This window comes from Caballeronia sp. BR00000012568055 (genome assembly GCF_029439455.1).
Classification (GTDB): Bacteria; Pseudomonadota; Gammaproteobacteria; order Burkholderiales; family Burkholderiaceae; genus Caballeronia.
Window position 1 is genome coordinate 237,942 of sequence record NZ_JAQFVG010000311.1, and the last position, 21,511, is coordinate 259,452.

The following is a 21,511-nucleotide window of genomic DNA, read 5'->3' on the forward strand; positions in this document are numbered from 1 at the left end:
CGCATTTTTTTCCACACATACGAGCAAGCTTTCGGCAGTTTGTCAGATCGAAAGCAGCCAAGAGGGTATCTATGATTCTCGTGACGGGCGGCGCCGGTTTTATCGGCGCCAATTTTGTTCTTGACTGGCTCGCAGGCTCTGACGAAGCAATTCTGAACGTCGACAAACTGACGTATGCCGGCAACCTCGGCACCCTTAAATCCCTCAAAGACGACGCGCGCCACGTCTTCGCCCGCGCCGATATCTGCGACCGTGCCGCCCTCGACACCTTGCTCGCCCAGCACAAGCCCCGCGCCATCCTGCATTTCGCCGCGGAAAGTCACGTGGACCGCTCCATTCACGGTCCGGCGGATTTCGTTCAGACCAATGTGGTCGGCACGTTCACACTGCTCGAAGCAACGCGCATGTACTGGAGCAAGCTGCCCGAGGCCGAAAAGCAGGCCTTCCGGTTCCTGCATGTATCGACCGACGAAGTTTTCGGCTCGCTCTCCGCAACCGATCCGCAGTTCTCCGAGACCACACCGTACGCGCCGAACAGTCCTTATTCGGCGACGAAGGCAGGCTCCGACCATCTGGTGCGGGCGTATCATCACACCTACGGCCTGCCGGTCCTGACGACCAACTGCTCGAACAACTACGGTCCGTACCAGTTCCCGGAAAAGCTGATTCCGCTGATGATCGCGAACGCGCTCGCGGGCAAGCCGCTGCCGGTGTACGGCGACGGTCAGAACGTACGCGACTGGCTCTACGTGGGCGACCACTGCTCCGCGATTCGCGAAGTGCTGGCGCGCGGCGCGCTCGGCGAGACGTACAACGTGGGCGGCTGGAACGAGAAGAAGAACCTCGAAGTCGTGCATACGCTGTGCGATCTGCTCGACAAGCTCAAGCCAAGGGCGAGCGGTTCGTATCGCGATCAGATCACGTATGTGACCGATCGCCCGGGTCACGACCGTCGCTACGCTATCGACGCACGCAAGCTCGAACGCGAACTCGGCTGGAAGCCGGCGGAAACCTTCGAAACCGGTCTGGAGAAGACGGTCCAGTGGTATCTGGACAATCAGCCGTGGGCCGACGAAGTTGCTTCCGGGGAATACCGGAAGTGGGTCGAGACGAACTACGCGCAGCGCGCGTAAGCGAAAGGGGACTGACGATGGCTCGTAAAGGCATCATTCTGGCCGGCGGTTCCGGCACGCGGCCTTATCCGATCACGCACGCGGTGTCCAAGCAACTGCTGCCCGTGTACGACAAGCCGATGATTTATTACCCGCTGTCGACGTTGATGATCGCCGGCATCCGCGATGTGCTGGTCATCTCGACGCCGCAGGACACGCCGCGCTTCGAGTCCATGCTCGGCGACGGCAGTCAGTGGGGCATGAACATCAGCTACGCGGTTCAACCGTCGCCGGACGGGCTGGCGCAGGCCTTCATCATCGGTAAAGCGTTCGTTGGCAATGATCCGTCGGCGCTGATTCTCGGCGACAACATTTTCTACGGTCACGATCTGGCCAAGCAACTCGCCGCCGCCGATGCACGCACCGATCGCGCGACCGTGTTCGCGTATCACGTCCACGATCCGGAGCGCTACGGCGTGGTCGAATTCGACGACAAGTTTCAGGCGTTGTCGATCGAAGAAAAGCCGGTCAAACCGCGTTCGAACTACGCGGTGACAGGCCTGTACTTCTACGACAATCAGGTGTGCGATATCGCGGCGGACATCAAGCCGTCGCCGCGCGGCGAGCTCGAAATCACCGACGTGAACTCGCGCTATCTGGCGCAGAAAAAGCTCGACGTCGAAATCATGGGGCGCGGCTATGCGTGGCTCGACACGGGCACGCATGAATCGCTGATCGAAGCGGCCACGTTTATCGCCACGTTGCAGAAGCGCCAGGGACTCGTGGTGGCGTGCCCTGAAGAGATCGCGTATCGGCAAGAGTGGATCGGTGACGAGCAACTGCTCGCGCTTGCCAAGCCACTGTCGAAGAACGCCTACGGTCAATATTTGCTCAATCTTCCGAAGGACCAAGTCGCATGGCCATCCAAGTAACTGCTACGGCACTGCCCGAAGTCAAGATCATCGAGCCGAAGGTGTTCGGCGATGCGCGCGGATTCTTTTATGAGAGCTTCAATGGACGTGAGTTCGCCGAGCAGGTCGAAGCGGGCGTCGAGTTTGTGCAGGACAATCATTCGCGGTCGGCGAAGGGCGTGCTACGCGGTTTGCACTATCAGATTCAGCATGCGCAGGGGAAACTCGTGCGCGTGGTGGAAGGCGAAGTGTTCGATGTCGCCGTGGATATCCGCAAAAACTCGCCGAACTTCGGGAAGTGGGTGGGCGTGAATTTGTCGGAAGAGAATCATCGGCAGCTTTGGGTGCCGCCGGGTTTCGCGCATGGTTTCGTAGTGTTGTCGGAGTCGGCGCAGTTTTTGTATAAGACGACCGACTTCTGGTACCCGGAGTTCGAACGCAGCCTTGTGTGGAACGATGCGGAAATCGGTATCGAATGGCCGATCGATTTCGCGCCAACGCTGGCGGCGAAAGATACGGCGGGGAAGATGTTGAAGGAAGCCGAGGTGTTTGCATGAGCGACTATCAGCGTACGATTTTGCTGACTGGAATCAATGGTCAAGTCGGCTTTGAACTCGCGCGCACGCTGCAGGGTTTGGGGCGTGTCATTGCGGTTGATCGCAGCCGGCTCGATCTCGGCAATCCGGATCAGATTCGAAGCGTTGTGCGGGAGGTGAAGCCTGCGCTGATCGTGAATCCGGCTGCTTACACAGCAGTCGACAAAGCCGAACGCGATGTCGACGCTGCAATGCGTGCGAATGGCGAAGCGCCGGGCGTGCTGGCCGAAGAAGCGAAGCGTCTCGGCGCGGCGCTGGTTCATTACTCGACCGATTACGTCTTCGACGGCACCAAGGACGGCTCCTATGTCGAAGACGATGCAGTGAACCCGCAAAACGTGTATGGCAAAAGCAAGTTGGCGGGTGAGCGGGCGATTGCGGCATCGGGCTGCGACCATTTCATTTTCCGTACGAGCTGGGTATATGGCACGCGCGGCAAGAACTTTCTGCTGACGATGCTGCGACTCGGCGCCGAGCGCGGCGAATTGAGCGTGGTGGCAGATCAGATGGGTGCGCCGACTTGGGCAAACACCATTGCCACGGTGACGTCGAATATCCTCTCGCAAGGTTTGCAGAACGACCGGCAATGGTGGGCTGAGAATTCGGGCGTCTACCACCTAACCGCGTCGGGCGAGACATCATGGCACGGTCTTGCCGAGCAGATCTTTGCTTTTTCGGATATGCCGAAGAAGCCAAGCGTGAAGCCAATTTTAGCGACCGCCTACCCGACTCCGGCGGCGCGGCCCGCCAATTCAAGAATGTCCAACGAGAAGCTGTTCGACACCTTTGGCCTTCGGACGCCAGCGTGGGATGACGCGCTGCGTTTGTGCATGTCCCGCTGATGTTCACCCTGGTCAAGTCCGCCAGACGCGAAGAGAGTTGCATCCATTTCTGCGCGTTTTCGTTCATGCGATTCGCCCAAGTCTCAGCGCAAGCCGCTTCGACTTCGTTTCTTGCGATGATTTTGCAGGAAGATCGCAGCAAGTCACATACACTTTGCGCCGGAAATGTCTCGGTGACTGTCCGAACAATTCCTCTCGCTAAGACGTGTCGGCCATATCGTTCGGGAGCGAGCACTTCATGACTATCATCGTAACGGGTGCGGTCGGTTCAATCGGCAGGAATACCGTAAAGGCTCTCAACGAACGCGGCAAACCGCGCGTGATCGCGATCGACAATCTAACCAAAGCCGACAAGTTCAAGAGTCTCATCGAAGGCTTCCTGCGTGACAATTTTGGCAAAATGCGCGCGGTTTTCCAAGATCGAGCCTTTTTGGACACGGTGCAAACCGACGGCCGCTGCATGACGGAGAACAACTTCCGCAATAGCCGCGACGTGATGAATATTTGTCTCGAACGAGATGCGCAGCTCCTATATGCGTCGTCGGCGGCGGCGATTTGTGGTGGGTCGACTCGCTTTGTGGAAGAGTGTGAATTTGATCTGCCGCTGAATGTATACGATCATTCGAAGTTGTTGTGCGATCAGGTCCTGGGTCAGATGATGCCGAAGGCGGGCATTGACGGTCATCGTGAAACTCACAATGGGTGCATAGTGTCCGTCGCGTTCCATAACTTCGATCAGCTAGGTTCAGAAGGCAAGCCCAATCTCTTGGGCAATTACAACGATTGTGCTACAGGAGCGCAGACGCGCGATTCCGTCTCCGTCGGAAACGTGTTCAAGGTGAATCTAAACTTCCTCGGTCACTCGGAGAAGTCGGGCATTTTCAACATCGGCACGGGACGCGCAGCCGTTCAACGACATCGCTTCGACGGTCGTCGATTCGCTGTGCGCGCTCAATGGCGAGGCCGCGCTCTCGCTGTCGGAGTTTGTGCCGCGTCGCTTGATCGAGTCCGTGCCGTTCCTGGAGGCACTGTGCGGCAAGCATCAGTGTTCCGCGCAAGTGGACCGGACGAAGCTGCGGTCGGCCGGTTACGAAGCGCTTCTCCCGGCGGCTCAGGAGGGCGTCGACCACTATGTACGGTGGATGACAATCGGAATGATTGAGCCGCGCACTGGCATCGTCATCGTTTTCTATCGACCCGATCAGGCGTGTATCGAACGGGCGAACCGGCTTGCTGCGTTCGGAATGTGTGTTGTCGTCGATAACTCTGAGACGACGTGCAACAAGTCGGAACGAGGCCTCGTGCAGAGTCTTGTCTACGTGCCCAACGGCGCCAATCTCGGGATAGCAACTGCTCTGAATCAAGGCGTGGAAAGGCTAATCAATGCGGGCTGTGACAGCATCTTGCTGTTCGATCAGGATAGCGAACCCTCGCCGGAACTACTCGCGGGATTGCCGCTCGCCATGCGGGAACTCGTGCTTGACGGCAGACGCGTCGCCGTTATCGGCCCCGCTTATCAGGATCCACGTCTGGGTGGCGTCACGCCGTTCGTGCGCTTCGGGTTTCCCGCGCTGAAGCGCGTGCCGCCGACCGGACGCGAGCTGATCGACGTCGATTTCCTTATCACATCGGGTTCGTGCGTCAATGCGCGTGCATGGGCCGACATCGGTCCGATGGAAGACGCGCTGTTCATCGATTTCGTTGATCTCGAATGGTGCGTGCGTGCAAGGCGTGCCGGCTACGCCGTGCTCGGCGCGCCGCAGTTTAGACTTGTGCATTCGCTCGGCGACGAACCGATCCGGATTCTGGGCCGCGCCTATCCTAGTCACGGGCCGCTTCGACACTACTATCTGTTTCGCAACGCCACGAACCTAATGCTGCGCGGCTACATGCCGTGGACCTGGAAGTGGACCGAGCTGGTGGCAATGCCGATTCGTCTGGCAATTTACGCAATGTGTCTGAATCCGCGTGCCACGCATATCCGCATGTCGTTGATCGGCATATGGCATGGATTGACTGGCAAGATGGGCAGACTGCGGCGGGCCACCTGATCGCTGCCAGCAGGCGTCGGGCGTGCTCCAACCAAGCGTTTCCGCTATCGATTCAATTACTAGAAACTTGTACTCATCACAATGTTTGAATTAGCTCTAGAAGATTTGAAGCAGAGCCTCTCTTCGTGGCGTCTGTGGACACTGCTCGGCTGGCTTGAAGTTAGACAACGCTACGCCCGTTCACGCGTCGGACCATTCTGGCTAACCATCAGCATGGGCGTGATGGTCGCGTCCATTGGTATCGTCTACGGCACGCTGTTCGGCATGAAGATGAGCGACTATCTGCCGTTTCTTGCGGTCAGTCTCGTCATGTGGCAGAGCTTTGCATCAATGGTTCAGGAAGGAAGCGTCGCCTATATCAACAGTTCCACTTACATTCGGCAGGCCGCGACGCCCAAGTTGATCTTTATCCTTCAGGTGGTGTGGCGCAATCTGGTGATCCTCACGCATAACTTCATCATCATCCTGTTGCTGCTGATTGGATTCGGCGTGAAGAGCTGGGAGGCACTGCCGATTTTCATCCCGGCGCTCTTCGTCTTCATGCTGAATGCGACCTGGATTGCAATGGTAACAAGTCTTCTGTCGGCGCGTTTCCGCGATTTGCCGCAGATCATTGCTGCGCTGATCCAGGTTGCGTTTTACGTGACGCCGATCATCTATCGGCCGGATGCCCTCAAGCGGTTCTCCTTCATCGTTGAGTGGAATCCGCTGGCGCATCTGATCGAGCTGGTGCGCTCGCCGCTAATCGGCGTGCCGCCGAGTCTTTTGACTTGGGAGGTCACAGTGGGCATGGCAGTGGTCGGCTGGATCTTAGCTCTCGGTATGACCGGGCGATTCCTCAAGCGTATCCCGTACTGGGTTTGAGAAGAAAGGAAATTGTATGGCGTTTATCGAACTCAAGAGCGCGACGCTCGATTTGCCTATCTACGACGTGCAAGGCCGATCACTCAAAAAGCAGGTCCTCCGGCTTGGCCGTCGCAATACGATTGCGGAAAATAACGAAGGCGTGGTAGTGGTGCGCGCGCTGGACAACGTGGATCTGCGTTTGAACCCTAGCGACCGGATCGGGCTCATCGGCCACAACGGAGCCGGCAAGTCGACACTGTTGCGGACCATGGCGGGAATCTATTACCCGAGTTCGGGCGTGGTCCAGACCGAAGGCAAGATCGTGCCGCTGCTCGATATCAGCCTGGGTATGGATGACAACTCCACGGGTCTGCAAAACATCCGGCTGCGTGGCTTGCTGCTTGGCATGACGGACGCGGAAATCAAGGAAAAGACTCAGGGCATCGTCGATTTCTGCGAACTGGGCGATTATCTTGATCTGCCGTTGCGCACCTATTCGAGTGGTATGCGCGTGCGTCTCGCCTTCGCGGTATCCACCGCAGTCGATGCAGAAATTCTTTTGCTCGACGAAGTGATGGGCGTGGGCGATGCCTCGTTCATGCACAAGGCCGAAAGCCGACTGGAAGCGCTGCATGAACGCGCCCAGATCGTTGTCCTTGCAATGCATTCGAATCGGGAAATCCGCCGCGTGTGCAACAAGGCGCTGTGGATGGAGCGAGGCCGCGTGCGGGCCTTCGGTCCGGTCGAGGAGGTCGTCTCCGCCTACGAAAGCCATGTCGGCGAAGGCTAAGTCCGTCCTGCACTTGCCTTGGCGCCTGTTCAAGGGTTTTCGGCAGGTTGCGGAATTGCGCGGCGGCACGTTACCGGCAATGCGGGCCATCTGCGAGACTGCCCGACGTGATGGACTGCGTAGCTTCCGCTCGCGCGTTGCGCGCGCGGCGAACGAGAACGACTATAGCGACTGGATCGCCCGCTTCGACACCAACGACCATGAAGCGCTCGATGACCTCGCTGTGCGTGTGCAAGCGCTGCGGGAGCATCCTCTCGTGTCGATCGTAGTGCCGGTGTATAACCCGCCGGTCGACTATCTGCGTGAGATGATCGAATCGGTTCTGGCGCAGGCTTATCCCTACTGGGAGCTCTGCATTGCCGACGATGCGTCCAGCGCGCCCCAAATCGCGCCGTTACTGCGCGACTATGCCATGCGGGACTCGCGAATCAAGCTCGCGATGCGAAGTGAAAACGGTCACATCTGTGCAGCTAGCAACAGCGCCATCGAACTCGCGACGGGCCGGTTCATCGCGCTGCTCGATCACGATGATGTGCTGCCACACCATGCACTGTACATGGTCGCGCTTTACGCGCAGAAGTACCCGCACGCGAAGATGTTCTTCAGCGATGAAGACAAGCTCACGCCGTCCGGCAAACGAGTGCAGCCGTACTTCAAATCCGACTGGAATGCCGCGCTCATGCTGGGACAGAATATGTTCTCGCATTTAGGCGTGTTCGAAGCCGACCTTCTGCGCGAAGTGGGCGGATTTCGTCCGGGCTTCGAAGGCAGTCAAGACCATGACCTGGCGCTGCGCTGTGCGGAACGGGTCGAGCCAACTCAAATCGTGCACATCCGTCACGTGCTCTATCATTGGCGCGTGAGCGAGGAAAGCACCGCACGCGATATCGGCGCTAAGCCCTATGTGCGCGATGCATCGTTGCTAGCCGTGCGGGAGCACCTCGCGCGATGCGGACTCGGAGCGTCCGTCGAACCGCTGTCTGCCAGCTCATCGATGCTGCGTGTGCGCTTCGACATTCCGCAACCCCGCCCGCTGGTCTCGATCATCGTGCCGACGCGAGACCGGGCCGACCTGCTTTCGCGATGCATTGAAAGCCTGCGCGCGCTTACACTTTATCGCGAGTACGAGATCATCGTGGTCGACAACGGTTCAGCGCAGAAGGACGCGCTCGAACTGCTGGATGGCTATCGGCGTACCGCAGGCATGAGCGTGCTGACGGTCGACGCGCCGTTCAACTTCTCTGACCTCAACAATCGTGCGGTCCGGGTGGCAAAGGGCGAGTTGCTCTGCCTTCTGAATAACGATACCGAGATCATCTCCGGCGACTGGCTCGACCTCTTGTGCGGTTACGCCTGCCTGCCTGACGCCGGCGCGGTGGGAGCCGCTCTTTGGTATCCGGACATGCGTTTGCAACACGGTGGCGTGCTGCTCGGAATCGGAGATCTCGCGGGGCACTTTCATCATCTATTGTCGAAGGGGGGCGCTGGCTATTTCGGCCGTGCGATACTCGCGCAGGAAGTATCGGCGGTCACGGCGGCGTGCCTTGTGGTACGCAAAGAGTCGTACGAACGCGTGGGTGGGTTGGACGCGGATCATCTCTCCGTAGCCTTCAACGACGTCGACTTCTGCCTGAAGTTGCGCGCAGCGGGCCTGAAAAATTTTTATGTTCCGTACGCCGAACTTGTCCATCACGAATCCGCGACTCGCAGCAGCGACCTAAGTGGTCCGAACGCCGAACGTTTTCGGCGCGATATCGAAACCATGCGCGCGCGATGGGGAAGCCTCATCGAGCAAGATCCCTATTACAACCCGAACCTCGCGCTTTCCGGAGCTGCTGCTTTTTCGCTCGCGTTTCCACCCCGCATCGGCAGATTCGACTGAATGCCGACATTTCGATTACCAGTCTTCTATGGAATTTACCGCCTTCAAGAGGCTCGCACGCATGGCGCGCGCGGCGAGCCGTCCCGTACTGACGCCAGTCCATGACCTCGAACGCCGCGGCAACGGCGTCTATGTCAGTACAGGGAGCGATCCGCAATTCGCGGTGAGTCGCTCGTGGCGTCCGTTCTCCGGCGGATGGGCGGTTGTCAACGTCGATGTTCGTTACGCGCTGCAGCCCTTGCGTCCGGTGCTCTTTGCCTTCCATGGCGATCGCGGCGAGAAAGTCATGTCGTATCGTCTGCCCGTCACCACTCGCGGCATGATTCGAAAGGCGATGCCCTTGCCGCCCGGCGTCTCTAGTCTGCGATTGGACCCGACCGAGACGGCGGGCGTTGAATTCGCCTTGGGAAAAGCGTCTGTGCGCGAGGTCGGCCGGCTTGGTTTGCTTCTGCATGTCTATCGCCTGCTCGATATCAATGAGCGCAAGAAGCTGTTGAGGGACCTGCTGCACGGCAATCTCGGCGCGGTGAAGGCGAACGTGCGTAACAAGCTCTTGAGCGAAGACGCAGGAACGGAGTACAAAGCGTGGGTGGAACTATACGACACGCTGACGCCCGAGGATTGCAGCGCCATCCAAGACAAGATCACGCGCATCAAAACGAAGCCGTTGATTTCCATTGTGATGCCGGTCTATAACCCCCGTCCGAAGTATCTGCGCAAGGCGCTCGACAGTGTGCTGCGGCAGTTGTACCCGAACTGGCAGCTTTGCATTGCCGACGATGCGTCGACGGACCCTGAAGTGCGCGTCGTACTGAAGGAATATGCTCGGTGCGACCCACGAATCCAAGTGGCGTTTCGCGAAACGAACGGACATATATCGGCGGCGAGCAACACGGCGATCGAACTCGTGAAGGGTGAATTCATCGCCCTGATGGATCATGACGATGCGTTGCCCGTGCACGCGCTTTACTTGGTTGCAGACGAAATAGCACGGCACCCGGACGTCGATCTTATCTATACCGATGAAGACAAGATCGACGAATACGATCGCCGTCACGATGCACATTTTAAGACCGACTGGAACCCGGAGTTGTTTTACGCGCAGAATGTCATTGCCCACATGGGCGTCTACCGCACGTCACTCGTGCGGCGGACGGAGGGTTTTCGCGTCGGCTTCGAGGGCAGTCAGGATTATGACTTTGCGCTACGTTTCCTGAAGCTCACCGAGCCATCGCGCGTGCGCCACATTCCTCACGTGCTGTATCACTGGCGCATCTTCCCGGGCGTGGCGAGCTTCTCGACCGACAATCCAGATAAGTCGGTCATCACGGCGCAGCGCGCGCTCGATGAATATTTCGCCGATGTCGATCGCGCCGCGCGCGTGGAACCGGTTGCCGCTTTTCCAGGCTGGTGGCGGATTCGGCGCGCGTTGCCCACAGTTCTGCCAAAAGTTTCTCTGATCGTGCCGACACGGGACCGCCTCGACGTGCTGCGCGTTGCGATCGACGGATTGTTACACGAGACGGACTACGACAATCTCGAAGTTCTGATTGTCGATAACCACAGTGTTGAACCGGCGACGCTGGCGTATTTCGACTCCATGCGTGGCGACACGCGCGTGAAAATCGTCCGAGTGGAAGGCGAGTTCAACTTCTCGAAGTTGAATAACGAGGCAGCAAAGCACGCGATCGGCACGATCCTCGGTTTCGTCAACAACGATATCAAGGTGATTCATGCCGACTGGCTGAGCGAGATGGTCGCACAAGTCAGCCGCGTGGGTGTCGGCGCGGTCGGCGCGAAGCTGTATTACGCCAACGAGACAATCCAGCATGCGGGTGTGGTGCTCGGCTTATACGGCGTCGCGGCTCATGGCCACCGGCATTTTCCCCGCAGCACCGTGGGCTACTTCGGACGGCCGATGCTCACGCAAAACATATCGGCTGTCACTGCCGCATGCATGTTGGTGTCCAAGGGCGTTTTCGACGAAGTCGGCGGCTACGACGAAGAACATCTCACGGTCGGCTATAACGACGTCGATCTCTGTCTTAAGATCCGCGCGGCGGGTTATTCGATCATCTACACGCCCTATGCGGAGTTGTATCACCTGGAGTCGGTGTCGCGAGGCGAGAATCTTTCCGCTGCGCAGATCGAGCGCGACGCCCAGGAGCGAGCGTATATGCTCGCCCGCTGGCCGGAAGTCATCGCCAACGACCCGTTCTACAGTCCCAATCTGACCACCACGTCGGAAAACTTCGGTCTTGCATTTCCGCCACGCGCTCGCAAGCCTTGGCTTGAATCTTAAGGAATATGATGCAGGGCGATTTACTCATGGCTAGAAAGGCAATCCGATTCCTGCGCCGTGGCGTGCACAGAGCAAGTTCAATCGTGCTCTTGCACCGCGCCAGCAAGGCTGAGTCGCGCTGCGCGAATAGCGTGCGCGAACTGCAACGTGCGTTCGATGCGCAATACGCAACGAATCAAGAACACGTTCAGCGTATAGCTGGCGAGTCGACGATGGTAGTGCTTGGCGTTGCGCCTTTCGTCAACGTTTCCATGCTGGTCCATGCTCTCGCAAGGGAACGGATAGTCCTCGGTGAACTCGTGATTGTCGACGCGACGGCCGAGACGCTTCCCGGAGCGGCCATTCATCCATTGCTTGCCAACTGGGGACTGCGCTTGCCGCGCACTCGTCTGAACGTGGTGAAGTATTCCGGACAGGATGTGAAGTTCGCCGGTGCGATGGAACTGGGCGCGCAGGCATCGCAAGGTGCGTATCTCTGGTTCGCCGGACGCGATTACATTCCGTTCGCCCATGGGTTCGAATATCTGTTGAAAGCCTGCGTGTGTTCGGACGCGAAATCCGTCGTCAAAAGCAGGAGCATGATGCCTGACGGGACGGCAGTGCCCATTGAACCGACGGCCATCCGCTCCGACTTTGACGGTAATGATGATCGAGCCAACGGGCAACACGCCGTCCCACACGAATTGTCCCCGCGTCCGGCGCCGATGTCAGAGAGCGAGCGCCCCGTACTGGAAACCTGCACATCGTTTCATACCGGCATCTTTGGTGGAGCGAAGCAGCTTGTGATGCAGGCGCGTGACGGAACGTTGTTCGACCAGCGCTTCATCACGGGCGTCGCGGCGACGGATCTCGGCATGCGTTTGCGCGCGCGGGGTATCGAACTTCTGACATGCCCGGCGAGCGTCGCGCGTTGTCTGCGCCAACATGATCTCGACGGCGCGGCGCCTTGGGAAGACGAGCATGATGCCCGCTGGCTGCGCGAAAAACATGCGGCCTTACGAAAGCCGGAGCGCCTCGAAATCGTGTGTCCGTTTCACCGGGGCGACGTGGTTCTGGCCACGCAAGTCGCCGCGCATATTCGCAAGCACGGACGTGCGGTTCGTCTGCACGTTGCGGCGGGGCTGGAAAGATGGGCGCGTGACTTCGATCCTTTGCTTGATGTGCAAAGCGTTCCGGTCCCGGTGGCGGCTGCGCAGGATACCTATCCGCAATTGCTCAATGCTTTCGCCTTCGTCTCGCGGCGCGCAGATGCATCACCTAATATGGCTCGCTGCCACCCGGCTCGAAGTCTTTCGGAAACAGGAAAAAACCTTCTTGATTACGTGATCGCCGAGGCGGGCTTGCCGCCCGATACGCGCCTCATCAATATCAAGCCGATGCCGGACGACAACGACCGCGCAATCGCGCGCGAACTCGTTGCGCCATTTGGTACCGAGGTAATTTTCGTCCATCCTTTCGGTGGCTGGGAACTCAAGAGCATTCCCCCGACGCTGATGCAGGAACTCGTACGGCGCGCACACGCGGCCGGATTCAAGCTCGTGCAGATGGGCGGTGCGGCGGACCTCCGCGTCGATGCCTTCGACGGTGCCATCCTTGAGAACTTCCTTCCCACGCGCTGGCGGGCTATTCTCGAACTCGGTCACGCGTTGATCGGTGTGGACTCGTGGACCGCACATTTCGCATCCATCTTGGATATTCCGCAAGTCACGATGTTCGGGGCGACGCATCCCGATCACGTGCGGACCAAGGAATACTTTGTTGATCAGGGTAATCGGGCGCTTGCGCTAGGACCGATCGTCAACTGCTCGCCCTGTAACTCGCTGACGTGCTTGGCATATCCAGGTGCGAGCCATTGCGCGGGCTTCACGCTCGATGCGACGTTCGACACCTTCCTCGGAACGCTTCGAAAGTGAAGTCTGCCCTGTGGCGCGATGGGCGCGCCGCAGAGCGCTTGATCGTTTCAGAACTGAGGGCGCGGCGCTTTTTCGAAGTTGAGCAGACGACGCATCAGCGCTTCTATGTCGACTGAGAAGGGCTTGTGCACGACACTGAAATCGCGGTCCTCTGTCTGTCCTTCAAAAATGCCGTAATCGAGCCCCAGAGACCCGAATAGGCACATATGCGCATGAATCCAGTGCGGCTCTGTTTCGATGTCGATGAGCTTGGTGCCCGGATGACAAAATACCACATTGAACATCGCCGAACCGGACGGCCCGATAATGATGTCAGCGGACGAAAACAGCCGGATCTGCTGGATCGCTGTCAGACGCGATGGTTCCACGACCTCAAAGCCATGTGCTTGCAGTGCCGTGATCAGTTCTTCCTCGTTCCGCATCACGCGAGTCGCAGCGGCGTTCGACGCCTTGCCAAGCGTGCGGCGCGTGAGGTACAGGCGCCGGCCTTGCGACGGCACGCCGTAGGTATCCCGCATATGCTTGTAATAAGCCAGGCTTTCGTCGTCGAGATAAGCCTGGCTATTGCGCAGGCTCACCAAGATGGACTGGTCGAGTTGATAGACCGCGTTCGCGTAATGCGGGACCAGACGTTTTTCACCGAAGCCACTGAGCGAGAGGTAGTCGGTCATCGACTGATAGTACTGCGGGACCATGATGCGAAACTGTCCCAAGCCCGCGTTCTGCAGCGTGCGCAACTTGGGAAGCACACGAAACAAGAACGAGCCGTAGTTCGAAGGTTCGGTCGAGCAGAGTAATACGATGGGCTCGGCGTCGCGGATGACCGGGCGGCCGTTCTGCTCGAACCTGAATTCGGTGGCTTCATCGTCACCGCCGGTCTTGACCAGTCCCGTCGCTTCGTTATTGAATTCGTCGGCCAACGAAAGGCGGTTAATCGCATTCTTCAGCGCAGCCGGTTCGGTGAAAGACTCGTCGCCGCAGAACGTGCCGTCGGCGCCCAGCAAGGTGCGGTAACCGGTCAGCACCGCTTTCTCGCGCTTCAGCGCAAAAGCAGGCGGATAGATGACGGGTGGGCGCGTGTGCAGCGGCGGAAAGATGCTTTCGCCGACAGGGTAATCATGAAACGAAGGCGGCACGCGCAAACGCGTAACCGGCGCGGCGGGCGGTCCGACCCACACGCCTTCGCTTCTTTCCTGCAAGGCAGCCGCCGTTATGACCGGGAAGGACAGCGGATCTTTGAAGCGGAAAGGTCCAGCGTTCATAGCGGATTGTTCTATCTTGCGCGGGGTGAATAAACGGGGTGGCCAGACGGCTGAGCGAAGCTGTGCCGCCAGAGCGCCGAAGCGCGACCGTGGTGCGTTCGGGAGCATAGACGTTCTCTTGATAAACAGACGAGGTACCCGACACGCGGCACACGCTCGTGGCGAGAATATAACACTCGCTCGTTACACGGGTCGAGTATCCCGCTGCGTTCTCCGAAGGTTCCTTTCGATGTGCAATGTGTGCAATGAGTCGCCCCCATACGGTCGAGGCTTCAAACGAAATACGGTATCCTCTCGGAACCTGAAAGGGCCGACCCTGCCATGTCGCGGGCGCCATCCGCGTTTGATGCCTCTTCCGAGCACATCCGAATGGTGTATCGAGGAGACTGGCCGCATGGACCACGCTGCACAGATCGCAAGCGTCAATCAATCAGATTTATCAATTTGGCATCGCACTGACTCATGAGTTTTTCCGAACATCATCTGCCTCTACTGTTCTTGGTGGCCGGCCCTCCTTACAGCGGTGGTCCGGAGATCAGAAATTTACTGAGGTCGCTTGGTCTGGGCGTCGCTTCTCAGGGAGCGCAAGACGTAAATGCCTCGCAGTCCGAATTCGATCAAATAGTCAGCGAGACGCAACGCAATATGCTGGAGTCCGTGCGTTCCGCATGGGATGATCCGCTCGCGACGAACGCCGACTGGCTCGCCAGTCCCATGGGACCGCAGGCCGTTGCGCGACTGGCATCACTGCTCGCCGACGCGGTTTGCGATCACGCCACGATAGTATTGTGCGACGACGCCATGCCGCGTTTGTTGCCGGCGTGGTATCGCGCCGCTGAAGTGCGCGAACACTCCGCGCTGACGCTGATCCCGATCAGGCGGCCGGCCGACATGCTGCCTTCGCTCTGGTATCGACACGCGAAGAGCCGAGCACATGCACTGCTGATCTGGCTCCGTTCGCTCCTTTCAGCCGAAGCCGCTTCGCGCGGACACCAGCGTGCGTTTGTCGATTTTGATCGTTTGAACGCTGATTGGCGCGGCGTTATGCAGGATGTCGCCCATCAACTCGATCTCGTATGGCCCGTCGACTTCGATCATGTCGAATATGCGATCGATGCCGCGCTGCGCGACTCACAGGCCTATGCACCGCAGAGTCATGAGGGAAGTCGCGATCAGCCGCTGGAACGGCTGGCCGAGCGAGCATGGCAAGCGGCCCTCACTTTATCGCGCGATCCCGCAGATGCCGCGGCTTGCGCCGAGATGGATCGCATCGCGAGCGCCTTGCACGACGCACTACAGGGTGTCGAACCTTTGCTCGCGGAGCTGTGGCAGCGCGAATCCAAGTCGCGTACAGACGTTGATGCACTTATCGCATCATACGATGCACAGCTTGCTGATCGCGAAGGCAAGCTGTTCGGCACGGTGAAGGAACTGAGCCGTGTGAACGACGAATGGGCCGAGACACGCACAACTGCTGCGGCATATGAACAACGCGTCGGCGAGCTGACGGGGCAGGTCGCGAGCCAGTACGCAGAGTTGGAAGAGCGTTCGACGCTCATTGAAACTTTGAGGCGCGACGCGGAGCTCCTGAACTCGCAGCGCAACGAAAGCAATCGCGCCGTGCAATCCCTCACCGAGCAGCTGGCCAGCATCACCGCGACGGATTCCGCAAAACATCAGCAAATCATGCACGAACATCACGAAGCGTTACATACCCTGCAGCGTGAACGTGATGGACTCGATGAGCGGCTTAACGCGACGCAGCGGACGCTTGCGGAAATGCGAGCGTCAACCCTTTGGCGTGCGGGCCAGCCGCTGCGCAAAGTCGGCACGGCGCTTTCGCCTGAGTTGCGCCGGTCCTTGAAGGAAGCGCTGCGCAGCACATGGCGTGTGGCGACACCGTGGCGCAATCCGCAGCGCCGCGCAGTTGCCGAGGATCTCGCACGGCAGCAGGCAGGCGCATCGTTACGGCAGCAGGTGCCGGTCGAAGTGTCATCAGCGCCCGTGCAGCCGGTTGGCAACGGGCCGATGATGCACACGCCGGGTGCGAGCATTGATCCCGAGGCGCGGCGTGTGGCCGAGGTGATTCGTCACAGCGATCTGTTCGATGCCCCGTCGTATATGCAACGGAGCGCTGCCGCTGCAAGCGGCATGGATCCGGCTCTGCACTACGTCCTGTACGGTGAAGCGCAAGGTCATGCGCCATCTTCGGGCTTCGATCCCGTCTACTACGGCGACCGCTATCCCGACATCGTTGCCTGGGGCGGCAACCGCCTCGGCCATTTCGTCGAGCGCGGGCGTGCAGAAGGCCGCATGGCAACGCCGTTCACCGACGCGCTACATTTGCCCGACCAGAATCTCGATCCCGCGCGGCCGACGGTGCTGATGCTCCTGCACGAAGGCTCGCGCACCGGTGCGCCGATTCTCGGCTGGAATATCGCGAAGACGCTGCGCGAAAGCGTCAACGTCGTGACGGTGATCCTTCGCGTTGGCGGAATGGTCGAGGCCTTTCGAGATGTTTCCGATGAAGTCGTCGGTCCGATCAAGTACGACGTCTTCAATCCGGCCGATGGTTCGCGTTTTGGGCGCAGGCTCGCGCAGCATTACCGGCCGATTTATGTGATCGCAAACAGCGTAGAGACGCGATCGCTCGTTCCCGGTCTCGCGTCGGAAGGCGTACCGGTCGTCGCGCTGGTGCACGAGTTCTCCGGATATACAAAGCCTGTCGGAAGTCTGCAGCACTTGTATGAACGAGCGGCGCATGTCGTATTTCCGGCGGACATCGTGCGTCGGTCGTCCGAAGCTGACTATCCGTTCCTGCGGCTGCGGGAAACGCACATCCTGCCGCAGGGGCCGTCGCAGGTTCCGGCCGCAACTAAGTCGAAAAGTGCGGTCGTCAGCACGTCGCAGCCCGCGTCGGTGCGAGACAAGCTGCGCCCCGTGCATGCAAGGAATGCGCTGCTGGTGGTCGGTATGGGTTTCGTCGACTGGCGCAAAGGAGTGGATCTGTTCGTGTGCGCGGCTGCGGCGCTGCATACCAATCAGCCCGAGCTCGACGTGCGCTTCGTCTGGGTTGGGCACGGCTTCAAAGTGACGGACACGCTCGATATCGCCTCGTATCTCGCGGAGCAGGTCGAACGCTCGGGCATCAGCGACCGATTCCGCTTCGTCGATGCCGTGGCGAACGTCGAGGAAATCTATGACGAAGCCGATGTCCTGTTTCTCAGTTCGCGTCTCGACCCGCTGCCTAACGTCTCTATCGACGCCGCGTTGCGAGGCATCCCGGTCGTTTGTTTCGCTGAGGCGAGCGGCATGGCAGAAATCCTGGCCTCGGACGACCGTACGAAACAACTCGTCGTGCCCCACCTCGACGCGAGCGCGGCAGCACTCGAAATCGGCAGGCTCGCAGCGAACCGTGAGCGCCTCCGTCAATTCGGAGAGGCGGTGAGCGCGGTTGCCCGTGATCGCTTCGACATGAAACGGTACGTGGCCGAGCTTGATCGCCTGGGGCGGTCGTCGGGGGCATCGATAGCGCAGGAGCGGCGCGATGTCGAAATCATCCTTGCAGAGAATGCTTTTGACCCCGAGATGTTCTTTGGTGCGTTTTCGCGCGGCGTGTCGCGGGAACGCGCGGTCGAGATTTATGTCGCGCAAGCGTCGAAAATCGACTACCGGAAGATTCCGCAGTCAGGCGCCTACACGCGTCGGCCGCTTGCGGGCTTCAACCCTTATACCTTCGCGCTGGAAAACGCTGAATTCCGCGACGACCGGCAGGGCGAGCCCTTTGCCAGCTTTCTGCGGGCGGGAAGGCCGGCGGGCCCTTGGGAGCATCAGGTGATCCGGCTGGGAGCCGGCCGCGTACGATCCACTGGCTTGTCGGTCATCCTTCACGGTCATTTCCATTACATCGATCACGTGGGCGATCTGCTCAATGCGGTAGTGGCGAATCAGCACGCCTGCAAACTGATCCTGACAACGGACACCGAAGAAAAACGCGCGGAGATCGAAAAGCAGGTACAGCGCAACGGTGTCGTGGCCCAGGTCAGACTAGTTGAAAACCGGGGGCGTGATGTCGGTCCGTTCCTCGATTTGCTCGACGAGTTAGCAGGCCAATGCGACGTGATCGGGCACGTTCACGGAAAGCGCAGCCTTGCCACGGAAGATGTCGGCGCTGACTTCGGTGACCGCTGGCGCAACTTCTTGTGGCAGCACCTGATTGGCGATGACGTACCTGCGATGGACCTCATCCTTCAGGCATTTGCCGGCGATTCGCGGCTCGGGCTGGTATTTCCGGAAGATCCGCATCTGATCGGGTGGGAGGAGAACTTCGAAATCGGTGAGCAACTCGCCGCGCGCATGTCCTTCGAGGGCGCAGTGCCGCGCACGCTCGATTTCCCGGTCGGTACGATGTTCTGGGCGCGCCCCGCGGCGCTCAAAGGACTGCGTGCCCTCGGCCTGAAAGCGGCGGAATATCCGATGGAGCCGCTGCCGGTCGACGGTACGATCTTGCATGCGATCGAGCGGCTTGTTCCGGTATCCGCCGTACAGGCCGGATTTAGATTCGCATCGACGTTTCTGCCGGGCATTGTGCGATAAACCGGCTGCGGCAAAGGTGCAGCGCTCCGACGTGCTGCCTTGACTGCGGTCACGAAGGCCTGTGATTCAGGCGGGCTGAGCGTGTTCCTTGAGATAAGTGATATAGCGCGCCAGGCCTTCCTCGAAAGTCACCGTAGGCGTCCAACCGAGCAAGGTCCGGGCTCGCGAGATGTCGAGCACGTTGGAGGGCACGTCAAATCCGCGTGACGGCTTGAAGTCGACTTCCACGGGTTTTTCCAGCACCGTCCTTAGCACCGATATCAGTTCGCGCAGCGAGATACCGCGCCCGGAGCCGACGTTAAAGATCGGATCAAGCGTGCCGAAGCGCTGATTCGGCGTAAGCATCGCGGCGAGGAAGCCGTTTATGGCGTCGTCAATATACACATAGTCGCGGATAGTGCTGCCGTCACCCCAGATTTCGATCTTCTCGTCGGCGAGCGCACGGGCGGCGAAGATCGATGCGGCGCCCAATTGTCCCTTGATGTTCTGACCCGGACCGAACGGATTGGAAAGACGCACAATGCGTGTATCCAATCCCCACGTACGACGGTATAGCATCATGTAGTGTTCAACCGATACCTTCGACGCCCCGTACGCCGTTTGCGGCTGCAATGGATGCGTCTCGAGAATCGGCAGCGTGTCCGCCGTGCCGTAGACAGTGCCGCCCGACGAGACGAATACTACTGTCACTCTAGGCCGGCTCCTGAGTGCTTCGAGCATTCGAACCGTACCAGCGAGATTGGTTTCGAGGTCTGCTACGGGGTCCATGTTTGCCGTACTCGGGACTGTCGACCAGGCTAAATGAAAGACGCCGGAGCAACCTTCCATCGCCTCACGCCATTCCTGAACGGAAGCGTCCATGCGGATCGAAGAAGGTCCGGAGGATGCATCCCGGGCTTCCTTGAGCGGGCGTGCGGTACGTACCGCATGTCCCCGAGACAGCAGCCTCCCGACGAGCGCACGGCCGAGAAAGCCGCTGCTCCCGGTGACGAGAAAGGTATTTTGCGTCTGATTTCCGGATATCGCCGGTTGTAGCGCATTCAAGCGTTTCTGTTCCTGATTGGACTGGACCATTGTCTTGATTCGATTGTTCTCTCACGAAGGCTTGAGAGCGTTAATGCCGATGTCGGCGTGGCGAAAGCCGCCAAAACAGACTGCGTAGAAACATAGACAATCCGCGCAGCGGACGCGTTAGTTTCCATGAGTTCGACGTTTCCAGCTCTCTAAGCGCCATGGTGAGCGTGTGTGCGTGAGCAGTTATCCGATCATACTGCTCTTGTAGCGCCCGCAGGTCACCTTCTGTCTTCGTCACCTTTCCGCGCTCAAGTGCGCGCTGCTGCGCAAAATTCAAGCGCTCGCGTTCCGCGTTTGCGTTTGCTGCTGTCAGAGCTTCGCGCGCACGAGCAAGTTGCGCTCGAAGGATGTTCAGTTCGGCGTCGAGCGCGTCGGATTGATGCATTTGTTGGGTTTCGACGGCGTTGAGTCTGAGGTCTAGCGTGTTCGCACGTTCCGTCTGCTGCGCCAGCGCGTGATTCGCTTGCTCATGCGCGGATCGGACGGTGTTCAACTCGCGAAGAATAGCCGCGCGGTCGAGCCGAGCCATGCTCGGATGTTCGACATGCATTACCGGAGACGGCTCCCGATTTACCCCAGACATCTGGTCGTCGACACGGCGCACCGTCGCGGCTCCGACCCGAATCTTGCTTGCGTCGGCGGTTTTTGCGTGGGCCGCTAGCGCTCGTGCGCGGTCCGTCTTGTGTTTTAGTGCGGGTTCGAGCGCACTCCACGCGTATTCGGCGTCGGCGATCATACGCTCGAAGTCCACAAAGACGATAGGAATCTGCTTCTTGACCAAGGCGAACACGGCGTCATGGAAGCCGAGCGCCAGCAGGCGGGCCTGATCGATCGGATTCATCGAATAGACCATCCCGCCCGGCGTCCAACCCCATGTTTCCCACTGGCGGACATCATCGTTCAGACGATCGTCGCCGTAGCGCGAGCGCATCTCCAGAATGACCCGGCTGGATGCGGCTTCCACGAGATCCCGCATCGGCATAATGACGGCATCGATCGTAACATCATTGCGTTCGAGCAACTGATCGACGAACTCATACAGCCAAGGGGATTTGATCACGTAGGGCAGGTGAGCGCCCTTCGACGGATAGTCTTCGAGCCCAGCGTTTGCATGTTCATTAAGCCTGGCTTCGGGATGCAGGCTAAGTTGCGTTTCAAGACCGCACGACGTCAGATATTGAACGAGAAAAGTTGTTCCCGCACGACCCGTTCCCGCGATGAAAAGGTGATGATTCATGTGTATTGAATAGGATCTACCCGTGCGACTCCGCGCGCGGGGTCCTCGACTTGCATCCTGCAGGTTTGCCCACCGTTACGCCGGACGCTTATAGAAC

The 21,511-nt window shown here is 59.2% G+C and carries 14 protein-coding genes and 1 pseudogene; 12 read left to right on the forward strand and 3 right to left on the reverse strand.

The features are described 5' to 3' along the window. The first annotated feature begins 71 nt into the window (after nt 1–71). The 11 genes and pseudogenes from rfbB (at nt 72) to P7F28_RS23540 (ending at nt 13,245) form a co-directional block, all read left to right on the forward strand. Nucleotides 72–1,133, forward strand: a complete 1,062-nt coding sequence (rfbB, locus tag P7F28_RS23490) for a dTDP-glucose 4,6-dehydratase (RefSeq protein WP_277187159.1) — start codon at nt 72–74, stop codon at nt 1,131–1,133. A gap of 17 nt (nt 1,134–1,150) precedes the next feature. Then, nucleotides 1,151–2,044 carry a glucose-1-phosphate thymidylyltransferase RfbA gene (gene rfbA, locus P7F28_RS23495; RefSeq protein WP_277187160.1) on the forward strand — a complete coding sequence of 298 codons (894 nt, stop codon included), beginning with the start codon at nt 1,151–1,153 and terminating at the stop codon, nt 2,042–2,044. After that, nucleotides 2,029–2,580 (forward strand): dTDP-4-dehydrorhamnose 3,5-epimerase, encoded by a 552-nt coding sequence (gene rfbC, locus P7F28_RS23500; protein ID WP_277187161.1) that lies wholly within the window; start codon nt 2,029–2,031, stop codon nt 2,578–2,580. Before rfbA ends, rfbC begins: the two co-directional genes overlap by 16 nt. Next, complete coding sequence (rfbD, locus tag P7F28_RS23505; protein ID WP_277187162.1) at nt 2,577–3,461, forward strand: dTDP-4-dehydrorhamnose reductase; 885 nt, start codon at nt 2,577–2,579, stop codon at nt 3,459–3,461. Before rfbC ends, rfbD begins: the two co-directional genes overlap by 4 nt. 238 nt (nt 3,462–3,699) lie before the next feature. Beyond that, a pseudogene (locus tag P7F28_RS23510) lies at nt 3,700–4,606 on the forward strand (NAD-dependent epimerase/dehydratase family protein); the annotation flags it as partial. Then, nucleotides 4,604–5,512, forward strand: a complete 909-nt coding sequence (locus P7F28_RS23515) for a glycosyltransferase family 2 protein (protein WP_277187191.1) — start codon at nt 4,604–4,606, stop codon at nt 5,510–5,512. The pseudogene P7F28_RS23510 and the gene P7F28_RS23515, both read left to right, overlap by 3 nt. 81 nt (nt 5,513–5,593) lie before the next feature. Beyond that, a complete protein-coding gene (locus tag P7F28_RS23520; protein WP_277187163.1) occupies nt 5,594–6,376 on the forward strand; it encodes an ABC transporter permease in 783 nt (260 codons plus the stop codon). A 16-nt stretch (nt 6,377–6,392) separates the two neighbouring features. Beyond that, a complete protein-coding gene (locus P7F28_RS23525) occupies nt 6,393–7,148 on the forward strand; it encodes an ABC transporter ATP-binding protein (RefSeq protein WP_277187164.1) in 756 nt (251 codons plus the stop codon). Then, nucleotides 7,132–9,030 (forward strand): glycosyltransferase family 2 protein, encoded by a 1,899-nt coding sequence (locus tag P7F28_RS23530; RefSeq protein ID WP_277187165.1) that lies wholly within the window; start codon nt 7,132–7,134, stop codon nt 9,028–9,030. The genes P7F28_RS23525 and P7F28_RS23530 overlap by 17 nt, the downstream gene beginning before the upstream one ends. Before the next feature lie 28 nt (nt 9,031–9,058). Next, nucleotides 9,059–11,332, forward strand: a complete 2,274-nt coding sequence (locus P7F28_RS23535; RefSeq protein ID WP_277187166.1) for a glycosyltransferase — start codon at nt 9,059–9,061, stop codon at nt 11,330–11,332. A gap of 5 nt (nt 11,333–11,337) precedes the next feature. Then, a complete protein-coding gene (locus P7F28_RS23540) occupies nt 11,338–13,245 on the forward strand; it encodes a glycosyltransferase family 9 protein (RefSeq protein ID WP_277187167.1) in 1,908 nt (635 codons plus the stop codon). Between the two features lie 47 nt (nt 13,246–13,292). Here P7F28_RS23540 and P7F28_RS23545 read toward each other — a convergent pair whose 3' ends face one another. Next, nucleotides 13,293–14,615, reverse strand: a complete 1,323-nt coding sequence (locus P7F28_RS23545) for a DUF563 domain-containing protein (RefSeq protein WP_277187168.1) — start codon at nt 14,613–14,615, stop codon at nt 13,293–13,295. A 354-nt stretch (nt 14,616–14,969) separates the two neighbouring features. On the opposite strand from P7F28_RS23545, the gene P7F28_RS23550 reads away from it, so the two are divergent. Further along, complete coding sequence (locus P7F28_RS23550; protein ID WP_277187169.1) at nt 14,970–19,103, forward strand: rhamnan synthesis F family protein; 4,134 nt, start codon at nt 14,970–14,972, stop codon at nt 19,101–19,103. Between the two features lie 66 nt (nt 19,104–19,169). Here the strand turns inward: P7F28_RS23550 and P7F28_RS23555 are convergent, their stop codons facing one another. Next, entirely contained in the window at nt 19,170–20,177 is a 1,008-nt protein-coding gene (locus P7F28_RS23555; RefSeq protein ID WP_277187170.1) for an NAD-dependent epimerase/dehydratase family protein, read from the reverse strand. Nucleotides 20,178–20,217: 40 nt separating this feature from the next. Further along, complete coding sequence (locus tag P7F28_RS23560) at nt 20,218–21,414, reverse strand: hypothetical protein (protein WP_277187171.1); 1,197 nt, start codon at nt 21,412–21,414, stop codon at nt 20,218–20,220. Nucleotides 21,415–21,511 lie beyond the last annotated feature (97 nt).